17 protein-coding genes are annotated in these 17,890 nt (G+C 69.6%); 6 read left to right on the top strand and 11 right to left on the bottom strand.

From position 1 onward, the window contains the following. Window positions 1-16: 16 nt before the first annotated feature. Window positions 17-364 (bottom strand): DUF6766 family protein, encoded by a 348-nt coding sequence (locus tag ACSVDM_RS22870; protein WP_067638546.1) that lies wholly within the window; start codon window positions 362-364, stop codon window positions 17-19. A 117-nt stretch (window positions 365-481) separates the two neighbouring features. On the opposite strand from ACSVDM_RS22870, the gene ACSVDM_RS22865 reads away from it, so the two are divergent. Continuing rightward, complete coding sequence (locus ACSVDM_RS22865; RefSeq protein WP_439267702.1) at window positions 482-1,099, top strand: LysE family translocator; 618 nt, start codon at window positions 482-484, stop codon at window positions 1,097-1,099. A gap of 9 nt (window positions 1,100-1,108) precedes the next feature. Here ACSVDM_RS22865 and ACSVDM_RS22860 read toward each other — a convergent pair whose 3' ends face one another. Genes ACSVDM_RS22860 through ACSVDM_RS22845 form a run of 4 tightly spaced genes read right to left on the bottom strand, consistent with a single transcriptional unit; the run spans window position 1,109 to window position 5,554 of the window. Further along, entirely contained in the window at window positions 1,109-1,642 is a 534-nt protein-coding gene (locus ACSVDM_RS22860) for a DUF4334 domain-containing protein (protein ID WP_439267700.1), read from the bottom strand. An 11-nt stretch (window positions 1,643-1,653) separates the two neighbouring features. Next, window positions 1,654-3,318 (bottom strand): GMC oxidoreductase, encoded by a 1,665-nt coding sequence (locus ACSVDM_RS22855; RefSeq protein ID WP_439267698.1) that lies wholly within the window; start codon window positions 3,316-3,318, stop codon window positions 1,654-1,656. Beyond that, window positions 3,315-4,763, bottom strand: coding sequence for a flavin-containing monooxygenase (locus ACSVDM_RS22850; protein WP_439267696.1), 1,449 nt, complete (start codon window positions 4,761-4,763; stop codon window positions 3,315-3,317). The genes ACSVDM_RS22855 and ACSVDM_RS22850 overlap by 4 nt, the downstream gene beginning before the upstream one ends. Beyond that, entirely contained in the window at window positions 4,760-5,554 is a 795-nt protein-coding gene (locus ACSVDM_RS22845; protein WP_439267694.1) for an alpha/beta fold hydrolase, read from the bottom strand. Before ACSVDM_RS22845 ends, ACSVDM_RS22850 begins: the two co-directional genes overlap by 4 nt. 152 nt (window positions 5,555-5,706) lie before the next feature. Here ACSVDM_RS22845 and ACSVDM_RS22840 point away from each other — a divergent pair, with 152 nt between their 5' ends. Beyond that, window positions 5,707-6,372 carry a TetR/AcrR family transcriptional regulator gene (locus tag ACSVDM_RS22840; protein ID WP_067489773.1) on the top strand — a complete coding sequence of 222 codons (666 nt, stop codon included), beginning with the start codon at window positions 5,707-5,709 and terminating at the stop codon, window positions 6,370-6,372. Here the strand turns inward: ACSVDM_RS22840 and ACSVDM_RS22835 are convergent. Genes ACSVDM_RS22835 through ACSVDM_RS22825 form a run of 3 tightly spaced genes read right to left on the bottom strand, consistent with a single transcriptional unit; the run spans window position 6,361 to window position 8,601 of the window. Next, a complete protein-coding gene (locus ACSVDM_RS22835; protein WP_439267692.1) occupies window positions 6,361-7,014 on the bottom strand; it encodes a TetR/AcrR family transcriptional regulator in 654 nt (217 codons plus the stop codon). The two genes, ACSVDM_RS22840 and ACSVDM_RS22835, sit on opposite strands and share 12 nt — an antisense overlap. Window positions 7,015-7,045: 31 nt before the next feature. Next, complete coding sequence (locus ACSVDM_RS22830) at window positions 7,046-8,134, bottom strand: NAD(P)-dependent alcohol dehydrogenase (RefSeq protein ID WP_439267690.1); 1,089 nt, start codon at window positions 8,132-8,134, stop codon at window positions 7,046-7,048. Then, window positions 8,134-8,601, bottom strand: a complete 468-nt coding sequence (locus ACSVDM_RS22825; RefSeq protein ID WP_439267688.1) for a DUF4334 domain-containing protein — start codon at window positions 8,599-8,601, stop codon at window positions 8,134-8,136. Before ACSVDM_RS22825 ends, ACSVDM_RS22830 begins: the two co-directional genes overlap by 1 nt. A gap of 93 nt (window positions 8,602-8,694) precedes the next feature. On the opposite strand from ACSVDM_RS22825, the gene ACSVDM_RS22820 reads away from it, so the two are divergent. Then, a complete protein-coding gene (locus ACSVDM_RS22820) occupies window positions 8,695-9,246 on the top strand; it encodes a TetR family transcriptional regulator (protein ID WP_067489761.1) in 552 nt (183 codons plus the stop codon). Here ACSVDM_RS22820 and ACSVDM_RS22815 read toward each other — a convergent pair. Beyond that, window positions 9,243-9,884 (bottom strand): TetR family transcriptional regulator, encoded by a 642-nt coding sequence (locus ACSVDM_RS22815; protein ID WP_439267686.1) that lies wholly within the window; start codon window positions 9,882-9,884, stop codon window positions 9,243-9,245. The genes ACSVDM_RS22820 and ACSVDM_RS22815 overlap by 4 nt on opposite strands. A gap of 119 nt (window positions 9,885-10,003) precedes the next feature. Between ACSVDM_RS22815 and ACSVDM_RS22810 the strand changes: the two genes are divergently transcribed. Next, window positions 10,004-10,981, top strand: coding sequence for an oxygenase MpaB family protein (locus ACSVDM_RS22810; RefSeq protein WP_439267684.1), 978 nt, complete (start codon window positions 10,004-10,006; stop codon window positions 10,979-10,981). Here ACSVDM_RS22810 and car read toward each other — a convergent pair. Together car and ACSVDM_RS22800 are read right to left on the bottom strand one after the other, a co-directional pair. After that, complete coding sequence (car, locus tag ACSVDM_RS22805) at window positions 10,942-14,364, bottom strand: carboxylic acid reductase (protein WP_439267682.1); 3,423 nt, start codon at window positions 14,362-14,364, stop codon at window positions 10,942-10,944. The two genes, ACSVDM_RS22810 and car, sit on opposite strands and share 40 nt — an antisense overlap. After that, window positions 14,361-15,893 (bottom strand): carboxylesterase/lipase family protein, encoded by a 1,533-nt coding sequence (locus tag ACSVDM_RS22800; protein ID WP_439267680.1) that lies wholly within the window; start codon window positions 15,891-15,893, stop codon window positions 14,361-14,363. The genes car and ACSVDM_RS22800 overlap by 4 nt, the downstream gene beginning before the upstream one ends. A gap of 85 nt (window positions 15,894-15,978) precedes the next feature. Here ACSVDM_RS22800 and ACSVDM_RS22795 point away from each other — a divergent pair, with 85 nt between their 5' ends. Beyond that, window positions 15,979-16,728 carry a uracil-DNA glycosylase gene (locus ACSVDM_RS22795; protein WP_439267678.1) on the top strand — a complete coding sequence of 250 codons (750 nt, stop codon included), beginning with the start codon at window positions 15,979-15,981 and terminating at the stop codon, window positions 16,726-16,728. A gap of 63 nt (window positions 16,729-16,791) precedes the next feature. Beyond that, on the top strand, window positions 16,792-17,886 hold the full coding sequence (locus tag ACSVDM_RS22790) for a baeRF2 domain-containing protein (RefSeq protein ID WP_439267676.1): 1,095 nt from the start codon (window positions 16,792-16,794) through the stop codon (window positions 17,884-17,886). Window positions 17,887-17,890: the final 4 nt, after the last annotated feature.

Below are 17,890 nucleotides of genomic sequence, written 5' to 3'. Positions count from 1 at the left end.
CCCCCCCGCGCCGGTGTCAGTCTCCTGGCACCTCGGTCTGCCGCTCGGGCGGGACCAGATAGGCGCGCAGATCGTCGATTTTGGATTCGATGCGTTCGGCGTTCTCGGCATCGACCCGGAATATCCAGTGCTTGGCCCCGAGCAGCAGCACGGCCTGGAAGACCAGCTGGAACCATTCGCTCTGCCAGTTCTCGAAGGTGCTGGCCAAGAACTCCGGCCAATACCCCGACCACTGGAATGGTTGCCCCTGCTGTTGCTGAGTGTTGCGATACTCGATGAGCTGGAACACGAACTGCGCGCCCCACGAGCCGATGAACAGCAACATCAGCAGGTAGACAGCTCCCCAGCGACGAAAATGTGCCATGAACGGCAGATACCCGGCAAACCGGTGGCGACACAACCGGGCCGTCCGCCCCCGGGCGTGGTTCCCGATGCACGCCGATCTGCGCCGTCACGGACGGCGCGCTGCTAGCTTCGGATGATGGTGCCGATCCCCCATGTGATCGCCTTCGCCGGTGCGGCGTTGCTCATCATCGTGATCCCCGGCCCGAATGTGCTGTTCGCGATCGGGCGCGCGCTGACGCTGGGGCGCAGGCAGGCACTGCTGTCGGTCCTCGGTTCGGTCGCCGGTTCCGCCATCCCCCTGGCCGTGGTCGCTCTCGGACTCGGCGCTGTGCTGATGACCTCGATGATCCTGTTCACGGCGGTCAAGGTGATCGGCGCGCTCTATCTGATCTACCTGGGCGTCACAGCGATCCGTGACCGCAAGAAGCTGGTGCTCACCGCGAGCGCCGACGGTGGTGGCCGGTCGATGCGGCAGGGTTTCATCGTCGGCGCCACCAATCCGAAGACAGCGGTGTTCTTCGGCGCGGTCCTGCCGCAGTTCACCGCCACCGACGCCGGACCGCTGCCGGTGCAGATGCTGATTCTCGGCGCGATCTTCCTCCTCATCCAGCTGACCTGCGACGGCGTGTGGGCCGTCGTCGCGGCGACCGCGCGGGGATGGTTCGCGCGGTCACCGCGCCGGCTCGAGGCTGTGGGCGGTGTCGGTGGGGCGATGGTCGTCGGTGTGGGGGCCGGTGTCGCGTTCGCGCGCTGACCTGCGCGGTCAGTCGCGGGTGAGGATGAAGAAGTACGGGTCCGGGAGGCGGCGGTAGTCCATGATGCCGAGGACCGTGGTGGGGTCGACACGGCGGAAGGTGTCGATGATGGGCAGATGGTCGTAGATCATCGCGGTCGTGACGGTGTCCCGGTGGTTGATCTCCCGCAGGCGGGCGCGATGCCGGGCGGTGCGCAGCGTGGGCGCCAGCAGGTCGAGGCGTTTGCGGGTCTGCTCGACGAGGGCGGTGGGGATCTTGTCGACCAGTCCCAGGGGGATGCGTTTCGGGTCGACCGGGAAGATGTCGCCCTTGGGGGTCGCGAACAGCAGCGGGTGAACGTTGTCGGGGCCGTCGAATTGTTTGCCGTACCAACCGGAGGCGGCGAGCAGGCCGTCGAGCCGGTGGCCGGTGGCCAGCTCGCGACCGTGCCAACGGCCGGTGAGGTCGGTGGGCGCGACGGGTGGGAGGCTGTCGAACAGGGCGAGCGCGTCGTCGCGGCGGCAGGCGGGTTCGAGTGCTGCCAGACGGTCGGCGGCGGACATGCGGGTTCCTCTCAGACGGGCAGGCGAAGGGCGCCGGGGGCATCCGCCGGGACGGCGGGACGGCGTGGCGCGACCGGGTTGATGCGCCGGTAGGCGGTCCCGAGCTCGGGGCGTGGGTCGGGCTCACCCTTGTTGGGCCAGAACGCCATGGCGCGTTCGGCCTGGGCGGTGATGGTCAGCGACGGGTTCACGCCGAGGTTGGCGGTGATGGCGCTGCCGTCGGCGATATGCAGCCCCGGATACCCGTACACGCGCTGGTAGGGGTCGATGACACCGGTGTCGCGGGAATCGCCGATGGTGCAGCCGCCGATGTAGTGGGCGGTGGCGGGGATGTTGAAGATGTCGGTGGCGATATTGCCCGTGATGGCGTCGGATTTGTCGGCGTAACGGCGGGCGATGTCGTGGGCGAGCGGGATCCACTCCGGATTGGGTTCTCCCGCACCCTGTTTGGTGACGAGCCGTCGCCCCTTCAGGTACGAGGTGAGCGAATTGTCCAGCGACTGCATCACCAGCAGGATCACCGATCGCTCCGACGCGCCGCGCGCGTTCTGCGAGCGCAGGAACTGCACCGGATGCAGCAGCATGGTCAGCAGCAGTCGCAGGAACCGGAACGCCCCGCCGTCGACCATCGGCACCGTCTGCACGAACAGCGCGTTCTGCCCCTTGCCGTAGGTGCAGACCTCCACGTGGGTCTGTGGTTCGGGGTGGATCGAGGACGTGATGGCCACGCCCTGGGCGAAGTCACGGCGGGTCTTGCTGGTGACGCCGATGATCGCCTCGGAATTGCTGCGCGTCAATTCGCCGACGCGCGAAGACAATTCGGGCAGGGTGCCATTGCGGCGCAGGGTGTGCAGCAGCTTCTGGGTGCCGAGCGCGGCGGCCGCGAACACCACCTGTTCGGCAGTGAAGGTGCGGCGGTCCTTGCGCAGCAGGCCGTTGGAGCGCACGGTCTCCACCCGGTATCCGCCGGCGCCGTCGGGGGTCACCGAGGTGACCGTCGTCAGCGGATGCACCTGCGCGCCCTGGCTTTCGGCCAGGTGCAGGTAGTTCAGGGTGGTGGTGTTCTTGGCGTTGTGTTTGCAGCCGGTGAAGCATTCCGAGCAATGGATGCAGCCCGCGCGGCGCGGTCCGGCACCACCGAAGTACGGGTCCTCCACCTCGACCCCTTCGGCGCCTTCGTTGAAGAACACGCCCACGTGGGTGCGGTGGAAGGTGTCCGCCACGCCGAGATCGGTGGCGACTTGCAGCAGCACGTCGTCCTTGGGGCCCAACTTCGGGTTCTCGACCACGCCGAGCATCCGTTTGGCCTGGTCGTAGTAGGGGGCGAGTTCGGATTTCCAGTCGGTGATGTGTGCCCAGGCGCGGTCTCGGTAGAACTCGGGCAGCGGCTCGTAGAGGGTGTTGCCGTAGATGAGGGAACCACCGCCGACGCCGGAACCGCTGAACACCAGGCACTTGCCGAGCGCACTGATGCGCTGCGGCCCGGTCAGCCCGAGGCGTGGTGCCCAGATCGCTTTGGGCACATTCCAGTTCGTCTTCGGGTAGTCCTCGGCGTTCCAGCGGCGACCGGATTCGAGCACACCCACGCGGTAGCCCTTCTCGGTCAGGCGCAGGGCGGTCACGCTGCCGCCGAATCCGGAGCCGACGACGATCACGTCGTAGTCGTAGCTGGTCATGGAACCATCACCTCGTAATCGGCGGGATCGAACCGCGCCTGTTTGCGGTATTGGACTCCCAGCAGGGGCCAGTTGGTGGTGATGCGGCCGTCGGCCTGGCGGTACCAGGACGAACACCGGCTCCACACACTGTCTGCCAGGAGTTCCTGAATGCGGGCGTCGTAGGCCTTCTCCACCTCGGGACGCACGGCGAGGGGCCGACCGGTCGCCGCGAGATGCGCGACGTAGCGGCCAAGATATTTGGCCTGTGCCTCGAGGAAGTAGATGATCGAGCCGCCACCGGTGTTGGTGTTGGGCCCGTACATGATGAACAGATTCGGGAACCGGGGCACGGTGACGCCGTAGTAGGCGCGCGCTCCCGCCTGCCATTCCTGGCCGAGCGTGCGGCCGCCCGCTCCGGTGATCGTCATGGGCGCCAGGAACTCGGTGGTCTTGAAACCGGTCCCCCAGATGATGACGTCCACCCCGTGCTCACGTCCGTCGACGGTGCGGACACCGGTGGGCGTGATCTCGCTGATCGTCTCGGTGCACAGTTCCACATTCGGCTCGGCGAGCGCGGGAAGGTAGTTGTCGGAGAACAGGATTCGTTTGCAGCCGACGTCGTAGTCGGGCCATACCTTCTCGAACAGTCCCGGCACCGCCTTGGTCTGGCGGCGCATGTGCCACTTCGACCAGGCCCGGACGGCACGGGCCAGGGGTCGTGCGTAGACCCAGGCCAGGCTGAGCCCTTCGACGACGCCGTACCAGGTGCCGCGTTCGGCCAGCTCGGTGGCGGGCACCTTCTCGAACATCCGGTGGTGCAGGCGCCCGAATTCGCGGTCCGGTCGCGGGATGATGTAGGGCGCGGTGCGCTGGAAGACAGTCAGACTGCCCACCCGCGGCTGGATCTCGGGGACGAATTGGATCGCACTGGCACCGGTACCGATCACCGCGACCCGTTTGCCGGTGAGGTCCACGTCGTGGTTCCACTGCGCGGAGTGGAAACTGCTGCCTCCGAAGGTTTCGCGTCCCGGGATGTCGGGCAGAGCCGGGCGCGAGAGCTGCCCGACAGCGGAGACCACGACGTCGACGACCACGGTCTCGCCGTCGGCGAGTGACACCGTCCACTTGCCGGTCGCGTCGTCGTAGGCGGCGCCGAGCACTTCGGTGCCCAGGCGCAGGTGGCGGCGCACATCGTAGGTGTCCACGATCCCGCGGATGTAGTCGAGGATCGCTGGTTGCCGCGAGAACCGGTGCGGCCAGCGTGGATTGGGTGCGAAGGAGAACGAGTAGAACGGCGAGGGCACGTCACAGGCGGCACCGGGATAGGTGTTGTCGCGCCAGACCCCACCCACCTCGTCGGCCTTCTCGAAGACGACGATGTCGTCGAAGCCCCGCTTCTTCAGTTCGATGACGGCGGCCAGGCCGCCGAAACCGCTGCCGATGACCGCGATGGACGGTGTCATGCGTTCCTCTCGAGGATCAGACGCGCGCAGTCGCGCGGCGCGTCGCTGAACGGCAGGTGCCCGCAGCCGGTCAGGTCGATGTGCCGGGCGAACGGCAGCACGGTGCGGGCGCGGGCGCTCTGGGTGCGGTGCACGAGGACGACGTCGCGGGTACCCCAGGCGATCGTCACCGGGATGTCGGTGAGCGCGCCGAAGTCCTGGTCCGGTGTCAGCACGTAGTTGTCGAAGTCGTCGCGGGCGGCGCTGAACGCGCTCGCCCCCGCGATTCCGGCCAGGTCGAGGCGCGCGGCGGCCGGGGTGACCAGGGCCGGGCGACCGAACATGGCCGAGAGCAGCAGCACCCGTCCCGCCCGGTGGTCCACCGATCGGGCCAGGACCGGGCCCGCTGCCCGCGCGGCGCCGCGCATGCCGGTGAGCAGTGTCTTGGTCCATCGCAGTCCGGCTCGGTCGTAGAAACCGATCGGGGAGAACGCGGTGACCGCCGAGGCGATACCGGTGCGACCCAGTTCCAGCGCGATCCCGCCGCCCATCGAACTGCCCACCAGGTGCGGACGCTCGACCTCGTGGTCGGACAGCCACTGCGCGAGCCAGGTCGCGTACCCGCGTGGTCCGGGTTCCACGCCGGGAACGAGCGGCGACTCGCCGAAGCCGGGCAGGTCGAGCGCGATCACCTCGTGTTCGGCGGCCAGCGCGTCGATGATCGGGGCGAATACCTGCCATCGGCTGCCGAGACCGTGGACCAGCACGATCGGTGCGCCGGTTCCGCGGCGGTGGTGGGAGATCTGCGTCATCGCAGCCCTTCGTGCAGGAAACAGTTACTGCGTACGGTTTCTTGATTTCACCAGCCCGGGACTCCCCCGTCAATAGCGAGTTACAGCCGGGTGTGTCGGAGACCGCACTCACAGTATCGCGCAACTATTCGGCAGGGCGTACGATTTCTTCCGTGACCGAGCAACGCCCCCGCCGCACCCAGGCGCAGCGCCGCGCCTCGACCCGGGCCCGCATTCTGGCCTGCACCGCCGAGTGCCTGCTCGAAAGCGGCTACGCGGCAACGACGGTGAGCGCCGTGCAGGAGCGCGCCGGATTGGCGCGCGGCACCGTGCAGCACCACTTCCCCACGCGCGCCGAGCTGCTCGTCGCCGCCACCACCCAGGTGGTCGATCAGCGGCTCGAGCAGTTCCGCCGTGAGGCCGAACTGCTCCCGCCGGGCCGCGACCGGCTGCAGTCGGTGGTCGACCTGGCCTGGCGCGACCTGAACAGCCCGGCCTTCTTCACCGCCCTTGACCTGTGGGTGGCCGCGCGCACCGACGCCGAACTGCGCGACCGGCTCGTGCACGAGGAACAGCGGGTCTTCACCGAGATGCGCAGGCTCTACCTGGAGGTCCTCGGCGAGCCCTATGCCGCCGACCCGCGCGCCGAGCTGCTGGTGGAGTTCACCATCGACCTGCTCACCGGCCTGTCGATGACGGCCATGCTCACCGGCACCCTCGGCGAGCGCGAGGCGGTGGTCCGTCGCTGGAAACGTGCCCTCGCGGTGCTGGTCGGTCAGCTGCCCAGCGACGAATTGCTCGACGGCAGCCCGTTGCCGCTCACCGCGTCAGCGGGCTGAGCCCTTGGTGTCGCGGTTGACGACACCCACCGACGACAGCCCGTGCCAGCACAGCGTCACGGTCATCTCGACGGCCTCGTGCTTGGGGATCGGGCGGCCCGCGTCGAGCCAGTGCCGTGCGGTGGAGTGGCTGGCGCCCACGAGGCTGAACGCGCAGGCGAAGGCGCGCACGTCGTCCATGCCCGCGGCGCGCAGCTCGGCGCTGACCAGGACCGCGCAGGTGTTCATGGCATCACGCACCCGCCACTGCACGCACGGTTCGCTCGGCACCGGAGATTCGAAGACCAGCGTGTGCCCGCCCGCGTCCTCGTCGACGAAATCGAAGTAGGCGCCGACCGCGCGGCGCACCTTCTGTTCGCCCTTGGTGCCCGCCAGCGCGTTGCGCACACCCTCGACCATGCGGTCGAGGTAGCGCTGCAGGACCGCCAGGTAGAGGTCGAGTTTGCTCGCGTAATGGGTGTAGAGGACCGGTTTGCTCATGCCCGCGCGGCTGCCGATGTCTTCCATGCTCGTGCCGTGGTAACCGTAGGCGACGAACACGTCACGGGCGGCGTCGAGCACCACCTGGCGCCGTTGGGCACGGGCGGCGTCCACACTCGCTGTGGGTTCGGTCGCGAGGTCTTCGCTGTGGAGAATCGTCATGCGTTGTCCTCGGTCTCGCGGGTCGGGCCGTTCACCATGTCAGCACCGGCTTGATGACCTTACCGGTGCGCTGATCGTGCAGAGCGGCGGCGATGTCGGAAGCGGGATAGCGGCTGACGAGTCGATCGACCGGGAAGCGGCCCCGCGCGTGCAGGTCCAGCAGGTGGGGAATGAAGGTGGCGGCGACGCTGTCGCCTTCGAGGCAGCCGCGAATCGTCTTGCCCTGCAAGACGATGTCGCCGACATCGATGGGCGGGGCACCACGGCCGAGACCGACGGCGACCACGGTGGCGCCGATGCCGAGGGCGGCGACCGCGTCGCCGAGCACGGCCGGTATTCCCGTGGTGTCCACCGCGTGGGTCGCGCCGCCGCCGGTGAGCTCACGCACCCGTGCCGCCGTCGCTTCCCCGGCCGGGTCGACGGCGGCGCGGGCACCGAGCTCGAGCGCGAGTTCCCTGCGCGAGGAGGATGTTTCGACGACGACCACCTCGACGTCGGGCACCGTGCGTGCGGCGAGCAGGGCGGCCATGCCGACCGCGCCCGCGCCGTAGACGACGAGGCGGGCGCCGGGTTCGGGGCGAAGCACGTTGAGGACCGTGCCGGCTCCGGTCTGGAACCCACATCCGAACGGTGCGGCCAGAACCGGGTCGATCGCCGGGTCGACGACCACGGTGTTGTCCTCGCTGCTCAGCGCGTAGCCGGCCAGACTGGACTGCCCGAAGAATCCGGACAGCACCGGTGCACCGTCGACCAGTACCCGAGGGGTGTCGTCGGCGCGGCGGCCGAAGTTGTTCAGCGCGGTCGCGTGCAGGCAGTAGGCGGGTCGGCCCGCGCCGCAGTTGGCGCAGTCGCCGCAGTGGCGGAAGGTGAGCACGACGTGGTCTCCCGGCCGGACGGCGCGCACTCCCGGACCGACGGCCTCGACCACTCCGGCGCCTTCGTGCCCGAGCAGGATCGGCCGGTCGACCGCACCGGCGCGGCGGGTGGCCAGGTCGGTGTGGCAGATGCCGGTGGCGGCCATCCGCACCAGGATCTCCCCGGCGCGCGGCTCGTCGATCTCGACCGTCTCGACGGAGAAGTCCGCCGCCGGATCGCGCGACAGCACCGCCGTGGTGCGCATCAGCTGTCCCGTTCCAGCAGGAAGTAGAAGTACTGCCCGCCCGCGAGGACCAGTTCGGGGCGGCCGTTCATGATGCCCATCAGGGTGTTGTCGTCGAGCCATTTGAAGTGGTCGAACACCGGTCGCCCGTCGTAGACCATCGTGGCGGTGACCTCACCGCGGAACTCGATGTTCCACAGCGTCGCCTCGCCCTGCCCCATCTCGATATTGGAGAACAGGGTGCCGTCCTCGGCGCGGCAGATCAGTGGTTTGGCGTCGTCGAGGGCCAGGAAGGTCTTGCCGTACCAGCGGCTGGCGGGCAGCGCTTTGCACAGCCGGTGACCGGTCTGGAAGGCGTCGCCGCGCCACTGCCCGAGGATGTCCTCGGCGCGCGCCGGGCGTAGCCGCGTCCAGATCTCGTCGAGTTCGGCGGTGGACACACCTTCGTTCTGTGCCCGGAGTTGTTGCCAGCGTGGCTGTTCGGCCATGGGTGTCCTCGTCTCGCCGTTACCCGAACCAGGTGGTTCGGGATTGACCATAGTTCCGAACCAGATGGTTCGGCAAGGGGTAACATCCAGCGCATGCGAGCGGCAGGTGAGGCAACCCGGGAGCGAATTCTCGCCGCGGCCAAGGCGGAATTCGCCGAGTTCGGCATCGCGGGGGCGCGGATCAACCGGATCGCCGAGGCCGCGCATGCGAGCAAGGACCGCCTCTACGCCTATTTCCCCGGCAAGAAGGATCTCTACGCCGCCGTCACCGAACGCTGGGCCAGCGAAGCCTCCGCCCGCACGGCCATGCGCGCCGAGGATCTGCCCGGGTACGTCGGACGTCTCTTCGATCATTTCCTCGCCAATCCCGACGATGCCCGCTTGCAGGCCTGGGCCGATCTGGAACCGGCCGAGGAGGAGGTGGCGCGCGCGTTGCGCGAGATGGTGGCGAGCAAGCTGGCCGAGTTGCGGCGCGGGCAGCGAGAGGGGCTGGTGACCCCCGATATCCCGGCGGCGTTGCTGCTGCGCATGCTCACCGACCTGGCCCGCACCACCGCCGTCCATGCCGCTCAGGCCGGCGGTGAGCATGTGGCGACCCAGCGTGCGGCGACCGTGCTCGCGGCCGCGCGCATGGTCGCCCCCTAGCCGCCGGGGACGGTGTCGACCTGCAGCAATTGCCGGGCGATCAGGTCGGTGAGATGAGCTCGGGTGGTGTCGAATTCCCCGCGCAACCAGGCCGCGACGAGTTCGAGCGTGCCGCTGACCACCGTGTAGGCGGCCATGTCGGTGTCCAGCGGCGTCGACATCGGTGACGGGTGCAGCTCGCGGCTGACCGCGGCCATGGCGCGGGCGATGGCGTGCTGGGTGGCGAGCCGGGCCCGCTGGAGGGCTTCGGTGCTGTGGGCGTTGAGCAGCAGCGCGTGGCGGCGTGGGTCGTCGAGCAGGAAGCCGAGCGCGGCATCGGCGGCGGCGTGGACCTGGCTGCGGATGTCGGGTTCGGCCGCGTGGGTGGCCGCGACGACGGCGGCGATGCCCTCGGCGGTGAGCTCTTCGACGAGGGTGGTGAGCACGGCGTCGCGATCGGCGAACTGTTCGTAGAAGTAGCGGTCGTTGAGCTTGGCCCGAGCGCAGACCGCACGTTTGGTGACGGCGGCGGCACCGTCGGCGGCGAGCAGGTCGAGGGCGGCGTCGAGCAGGGCCGCGCGCCGGCGGGCGCGGCGTTCCTCGGCCGTCACTCCCCCGTAGGCGCGGGGGGACGTCGCGGTGTCCTCGGTCTTGACCATGACCCCATTGTGGTGCACGCTGACACCACACGAGTTTCTGGTGTCGCATGGCACCAGAATTGCGGAGGGGTGCCGACCGGACCCATGCGGTCGCGGCGCCGGAACAAAGGAGTTCACCGATGACCTGTCCCGTGTCTCATCAGCCCGCCTCTACCGATGATGTTGTGCCGCACGATGTTTCGGCCGCCGTCGAGAGATTCGAGCGGGTCGGCGGTTCGGTGCTGTTCGGGCTGTTCGCCGTCGGGCTGTTCGACCAGCCGATGCTGCCGCCGGTGTCGGCGGCGCTCGAGGCGACGGGGCGGTCCAGGTATGAGCCGTGGGCGCGCGCGGTGCGCACCGCCGCCGCCGACCAGCTCATCTACCACGGCACCGAGGCCGACGCGGCCGCCGAGGCCGAGCGCCTGATGTTGCTGCACCGTGCGGTCAAGGGCGTCGGCCCCGACGGGCAACGCTATTCGGCGCTCGAGCCGCAGGCCTGGAACTGGATTCTGTACTCGACGTTCTTCGTTCAGCGCGGCGCCTATATCGCATTGACCGGCACCGAGCCGACGGCCGCGCAGAACCAGGCCGTCTGGGATCACTACCGGCGCAAGACAATCGGACTGCATCTGCGCGGCCGCAACGCCCCGATCGAGGACTATCGCGAACTGGTCGCCCACTACGAACGGATGGCGGCCGAGGAACTGCGGGTGACCCCGGCACTCGAGGCGGCCACCGCGTCGGTGCGCCGGGCGCCGCGCCCGGATTTCCTGCCCGCGGTCACCGGTCCGCTGTGGCGGGTGGGTTCGCCGGTGCTGAGCCATGTGGTGATGCTGCTCGGGTGCGGCATCATGCACCCGCAGGTGCGGGCCCGCATGCCGATCACCTGGACAGCCCGCCACGACACCGAGTTCCGGGTACTCACCGCGCTGCTGCGGACCGCGTTCGACCGGTTGCCCGCCACCTTCACCGATTCACCGATGGCTCGCAACCGCCGCCGCTACGAACGGCTGGCCGCCAAGTACCGCCGGGTCGGGCTCACCTCGTTCGCCCCCGACCCGGCGTTGCGGCTCGGCGGCTACGCCGAGACCGAGTCGGTGTCGAACAGTCCGAGCTGAGCCAGGTCGCGCACGTACTTGGCGATCAGGTCGCGGCCCAGCTGCGGAATGTCCGGGGCGCCACCGATGCCGGCGGCCCGCACGGCGGCGCGGAAGCCGTCGGCGGGCAGCGCCGAGCCGGCCAGCGGTCGGGCCGGATGCCGGTAGGCGTGCAGCAACGGCAGCAGGGTGTGTTTGCGTCGCGGTTCGGGCAGGGCGCTCAGGGCGGTGGTGAAGCGGTCGAACCATTCGTCGTAGTCGTCGATGCGGTCGATGTGGTGACCGGCCTCGATCAGCCAGTCGACGAAGTCGTCGAGGCAGATGCCGTCGTCGTGGGGGTTCACGACATCGTAGGTGCGGTAGCCGGCGGTCGGGGCAAGTGCGGTGATCGCGGCGGCGACGAAGTCGGCGGGCAGCCCGTCGTAGTGCGCACGACGGCGCCTGCCCTCGGAGTCGGTGCGGTAGAACGACTTCGGTGCCGATCCGGTGACGAGCACACTGAGCAGCAACCTGGTGAAGACATCGGGCACGTTGAGCTGACCACGGTAGCGGCGGTGGGCCAGGATCATGTCCGACCGGAACACCGCGACAGCCAGCCCGAACCGGTCGGCGGCTTCGCGCAGCAGTACCTCACCGGCCCATTTGCTGTTGCCGTATCCGTTGGCGTAGCCGGTGTCGAGGCGGCGCACGGGGCTCATGGTCCGCACGTCACCGTCCTCGGTGAAGTCGGCGATCTGGGCGGCGACGGCCACCGTCGACAGGTAGCTGACCGGCTTGCGGGTGGTCGTCGCGGCCAACCGGATGATCTCGGCGGTGCCGACCACGTTGGGCCCGAACAGCTGGTGGTAGGGCAGCATGTGGTTGACCAGCGCCGCCGAGTGCACGATCAGGTCCACATCGCGGGCCAGCCGCTGCCATACCTGCTGGGGCAGACCGAGTTCCGGTGCGCCGATGTCACCGGGCAGTACCTCGAGAGCGCGGTCGGCGAGGGCCCGGAAGTGCTCGGTCAGGGTGGGGTCGCTGCCGTAGGCCGCGTCGAGGCGGGCGCGAGCCGAATCGGCGTCGGCGCCGCGCACCACACAGATCACGGTGCCACCGAGCGGGGCGAGGCGTTCGAGCAGTTCCAGCAGCAGGAATCGGCCGAGGTAGCCGTTGGCGCCGGTGAGCAGCACGGTCCGCGCGGGCGTCGCGGCCCTCGGCAGGTCGGGGGCGGCGGTGATGGTGCCGGTGTCGAGGAATCTGTCCAGGGTGAGGTCCGCTGCGCGGATCTCGGTGGCGCCGCGACCGTGGATCGCCTCGGCGTCGAGTGTCGCGGGGCCCGCGGTGATGTAGCCGGTGAGGGCGGCCAGCGTGCTGTCGGGGCCGAGCAGGACGTTGACGGGGACCTCGACGTCGAGGAGTTCGCGCAGCAGTGTCGAATACGACAGCGCCGCGAGCGAATCACCGCCGAGGTCGGAGAATCGGGTGTCGGCGCGCAGGGCGGCGGGATCGCAGCCGAGTATCGCGCCCGCGGCCCGGGCGACGACCTCGGCCACGGCGAGGCCGGGGGCATCGGCACGTAGCCGGCGCAGTTCGTCGTCCTGGCGTTCGGCCAGCTCGTCGTAGAGCTGTTCCAGGCGCTGCCCGTAGCGCTCTTTCAGCTTGGGGCGCAATAGTTTTCCCACTCCGGAGAGCAGGCCGTTGTCGACGGTGAACGGTTCGGGTTCGACGAGGAAGGCGCGCGGGATCTCGTACGGTTCCAGTTGTGCCCGAGCCGCGGCCCGGTGCAGTGCGTCGCTGATCGCGGCATGGGCCTGTTCGGCGGGTAGCGGGCGGGCCGGGACGACGACGGCGAGCAGGAACGCGCGATCACTGCTGCCGTAGACATAGATCTGGTGGATCGGGTCCTCGCCGGCGAACACCGCTTCCAGGCGCGAGACCGTCACGAACTCACCCTGCGACAGCTTGATGACGTTGTTGCGCCGGTCGACATAGGTCAGCCGGTCGGGTGCGAGTTCGGCGACGATGTCGCCGGTGCGGCAGAAACCGTCGGCGTCGAACACCTCGGCGGTGACCTCGGGGCGCCGGTAGTAACCGGCGATCATGGTGGTGGTCTTGAGCAGCAGTTCGCCACGCGGGTACGGCTTGTCGGTGGCGAAGTAGCCGAGTTCGGGGACGTCGACGAGCTTGTAGTCCAGCACCGGCGGGCGCATGACCCGGGTGTCGAAGATGACGCCACCACCGGTCTCGGTCGACCCGTAGCCGTCGTGCAGCCGCAGCTCGAGCACCGATTCGACGAACGCGCGCAGTTCCGGTGCGATGGGGGCGCTGCCACACGACACCGTCAGCAGGCGACCACCCAGGAGTTGTTCGCGTAGTGACGTTTTCACCTGGTCGTCGGTGAGTTCGGGGTGGTGTTCGCGGGTGCGGCGGTAGTGCTGCTGGATCATCTCGCACACGCGCGGGACGAGGAAGATCTCGGTGGGCCGCACCAGGGCGATGTCGTCGAACAGTGTCGAAGTGTCCGGTGCGGCGGTGAAGTAGGCGGTGCCGCCCCGGGCGAGGGCGGCGTTGAGGGTGAGCCTGGCCGCGATGTGGCTCATCGGCAGGAAGTTCAGGTTGATGACCGCGTACGGACGCACCGGCTGCCACCCCGCGGCGACGAGGCGGCGGGTGTACATCGCGCCCTTGGGTGTTCCGGTGCTGCCGGAGGTGTAGATCAGCAGGGCCAGCGCGTCGTCGTCGGGTTCCACGCGGGGGGCGGGCTCGGCGGTCAGTCCCTGTTCGACAGTGTCGGCGAGAGTGCGTATTCCGGGGAAGTCGTGGCGCGCTGCGTCGAGTAGTTCGCGATGCCGGTGGTCGTCGGCGAAGAAGTCGAACACCACGAGTGTCGTGGCACCCGGGGAAATCACCTCGACAGCTGTGCCGAGATACGCGATGTCGACCGCGAGGATCTTCGGTGTGGTCTCGTCGAGAATCGAACGCAACTGGGTCGAACTCGCCCCCGACTGCAGTGGCACGGCCACCGCTCCGAGGTGTATCACGGCCAGGTCGAGCACCGTGTAGTCGACCCCGGTGAATCCGAGCATCGCCACGAAGTCCCCGGCGCGCACCCCGTCGGCGTACCAGGCCGCCGCCACCGCCCGCGCCCGGTCCCACAGTGTGCGATAGGTGATCGTCTCGAAGTCGGGGACGATCCGCCGCACCGCTCCCCCCGCGTCGGGCACGAGTTCGGTGCGCCGGAACCCGAGCGCGGGCCGGTCGGCGTACCCGGTCATCGCCGCCTCGACGATCTCACCGAGCGGCAATCCGGGTGTGGTGACGGTGGCGTGCACCTCGTCCGAGGGCCGCGCGGCCCTGACCTGTGGGTCTTCGGTGAGCAGTGCGGTGAGGCGCCGCGCACCGGTGTCCTGGTCGAGGGTCATCCGGCGTTCTCCGTCCGGGTCTGCCCGTCGGTCGGGCCGGCGATGCGCACGCCTTGCCACGCACGGCGGATGGCCGGGTCGGGATCGATGAGGACGCGGGTCGGGTGGTCGAAGATCTGGGTGGCGCGGTGGTCGGCGGTGTAGGCGGGCCAGGCGGGCAGGGGGCTGCCGGTGCGGGCGAAGCTGAGCCAGTTGTCCTGCATGGCGCGCTGGACGGCGAGGAACGCCCGGTAGCCGCCCGCCGCGGTCATCATGCGCCCGACCGGGGTGTTCACCCAGCCGAAGACGGGGATCAGGTCGAGAGCGTGGGTGGCACCGAAACCGGCCAATCGCAGTGCGCGCGGGGCGAAGTCGAAACGGTAGGCGTAGGTGGGCGCATGGGGGCTGTGTCCTTCGAGGACCTCGAGGGTGGGGCGCAGGAACATGAAGTCGCCGCCGATGCGGACGGCGGTCGCCGGGCTCGGGTAGCCGGGGTAGCAGGCGGCGACACGTTCGAGGGCACCGGCTTCGCAGCGGGCGAAGGTCGTGGTGAGCTGGTCCTCGGTGTGCGGTACCGCTTTCACGAAACGCTGGAACAGGGTCGCCTCGTCGCGGTTGGTGCCGACGATCAGCGGCACCCGGTGGGCGCGGCCCGCGACGATCGCGTCCAGCGGCGCCTCGGGCAGGAACTCGCCGTCGGCGACGGGGGCGTAGGCGAAGCTGCCGGGTTCCTCGCGCATGGCCCGGCCGAGGGCGCGGTCGGTGGCCCGGCACAGCGCGCTCGCCGAGGTGGTGGTGAGGGCGGTGACGGCGTCGGCCGGGTCGGCACCCAGTCGCTCGAGGCAGCGGCGGGCGTAACGGTGCGCGTCCTCGCGGGTCATCGTCCAGTCGGCGGGGGCGCTCTGGGCGATGGCGCGGTGGAACAGGCCGCGCGCGGCGGGGGTGGCCATCAAGCTCACCACGGCGTGCGCGCCCGCCGATTCGCCGAAGATCGTCACATTGCCGGGGTCGCCACCGAAGGCGGCGATATTGCGCTGCACCCACTCCAGCGCGGCCACCTGGTCGCGGAGTCCGAGGTTCGCGTCGAAAGGCCGCTCCGGCGTGGAGAATTCGCTGAAGTCGACATAGCCGAGACCGCCGAGCCGGTAGTTCACCGACACCACGATCACGTCGCCACGGACCGCGAGGCGGGCGCCGGAGTACATGCTCGAGGTGCCGATGACATATCCGCCACCGTGGATGAACACCATCACCGGACGCGGTGTATCCGACGATGCCGCCGGGGCGGTGACGTTCAGGGTGAGGCAGTCCTCGCCCACCGGTTGCCAGGTGCGCGGGCCGATGCGGGCACCGCTGGGGTGCTGGGTCGCCGCGAAACGGAAGCGGTCGGCCGCGCGCACGCCGGTCCAGGGACGCACCGGCTGGGGTGCGCGCAGGCGCAGGTCGCCGACAGGAGGGGCCGCGTACGGTAGGGCGCGCCAGCGCACGACACTGCGGCCCGCTCGACCGCGCACGACTCCGTCGGCGGTCACGATCTCGATGGGCATCATCCCTTCACAGTACGTGGTACCGCCGGTACCACGTGGGTGGTTCGGTACGACGGGTTACCGGATTTCCCCGACCTAGGATGGGACGATGGCCGCCGAACCGAGCGACCCGGAGCAGGCGCCGCTCGCGGCGGGCAATGCGGGCACCCTCGCCGAACTCGATGCGCTGGTGTCCTCGTGCCGGGCTTGCCCCCGTCTGGTCGCCTGGCGTGAGCAGGTGGCGCGGGAGAAACGAGCCGCGTTCCGCGACGAGGACTACTGGGGCAGGCCGGTGCCCGGGTTCGGCCCCGCCGATGCCCGGATCCTGGTGGTCGGGTTGGCACCGGCCGCGCACGGCGGCAACCGCACCGGGCGCATGTTCACCGGCGACGAGAGCGGCAATGTCCTGTTCGCGGCCCTACATGCGGTCGGCCTGTCGACCGGTTCGCACCCGGTCCGCGCCGACGACGGCATCGAACTGATCGACCTGCGCGTCACCGCTCCCGTGCACTGCGCACCGCCACAGAACAAACCCACCCGCGAAGAAGCGCTGCGCTGCGCACCGTACCTGAGCCGGGAGATGGAATTGCTCGCCACCACCTTGAAGGTGATCGTCGTCCTCGGCGCCTTCGGCTGGCAGGCGCTGTTCACCGTCCTCGCCGAAGGCGGCTGGACCATCCCCCGCCCCCGCCCCCGTTTCGGCCACGGCGCCCAGGTGGTCCTCACCCATCCGGACGGGCGAACGGTGACAGTACTCGGCTGCTACCACGTCAGCCAGCGCAACACCTTCACCGGCATGCTGACCCCCGCCATGGTGCGCGACGTGCTGCGGCAGGCCAAGGCGATCGCCTGCTCCTGACCGGCCACAGCACGAAATCCCGTCGGGGTGGTTCGGGTGGGGAAGGCCGGGTATGCGCGCGGTGTGAACAGCATTCGAGAGATCGCGGAAAGGCGCGGGCCCTTCGCTGTCGTGTACATGGATGCCTCACACGACACCGAGGACGCCGCGCATCAACTGGAGCTGCGACGACGGTCCATCAGCGGTCGCCTGCGGGAAGCTGGAGCGAGCGCGGAGATGATCGCGCTGTTCGACCGGGCCGTCGCCGAGGGTCCGCCCGGGCGTGGGCGGGCCGGACGGGTGTTGATCATCGACGATCACACCGTCCATGCCGACGAGCTGCTGCCCGAACCACCGGCTCGAGAGGTGGTGCGGGTGTCACCGCTGCCCTATCTGCTGCCGTTGCTGCGCCACCACGAGGAACTGATCCCGCATGTGGTCGCCGTGGTCGACAAGGTCGGCTGCGACCTGACCGTCGTGGACGAGAACGGGTCGGTCACCGAACGCAGCGTCGATCAGGACCCGTATCCGGTGCACAAAACCGGCGGCGGGGCATGGGCGCACCGTTCCATGCAGCAACGCGTCGAGGAAACGACCCGGCGGACCATCGACGACCTCGCCGAGCAGGTGCGCACCGAGGCCGAGCAGGTGCATGCCGAGGTGATCGTGGTCGCCGGTGAGGTCAGCGCCCGCAATGCCCTGCACCACGCGCTGCCCGAACACGGGCCGACGGTGGTCGAGGTCGAAGCGGGAGCGCGCGCCGCGGGCGGCGACCCGGGTGAGCTCGACGCCGCCGTCCACCGGGTGGTCGCCGAACAGGCCCGCCACGACATCGAGGAGGTCCTCGACACCGTCGCCGCCGAGATCGCCCGCCCCGAAGGGCTGGCGGTGTCCGGTCTCGACGCGACCGCCGAGGCGTTGCGGATGGCGCGCGTGGACCGGTTGCTCATCGACCCGGACCGGCTCGGTGACCGCACCGTGCTGGTCGGCGCCGACCGGGCACAGGTGAGCGTCGACCTGCACGCCCCGGCCGGCTGGACCGGCAGCACCGCCCCACGACAGTCCTGCCGCGCCGACGAGGCACTGCCCGTCGCGGCGATCCTGACCGGTGCCGAGGTCATCGTCACCGGCGGTGTGCCGTCCGAGGACGGTGTCGCCGCCCTGGTCCGGCACCGCTGAAACC

This window comes from Nocardia sp. JW2 (genome assembly GCF_051843015.1).
Lineage (GTDB): Bacteria > Actinomycetota > Actinomycetes > Mycobacteriales > Mycobacteriaceae > Nocardia > Nocardia coubleae.
The sequence above is the reverse complement of the archived record's forward strand: the minus strand, read 5'-3'. Positions and strand labels throughout refer to the sequence as shown.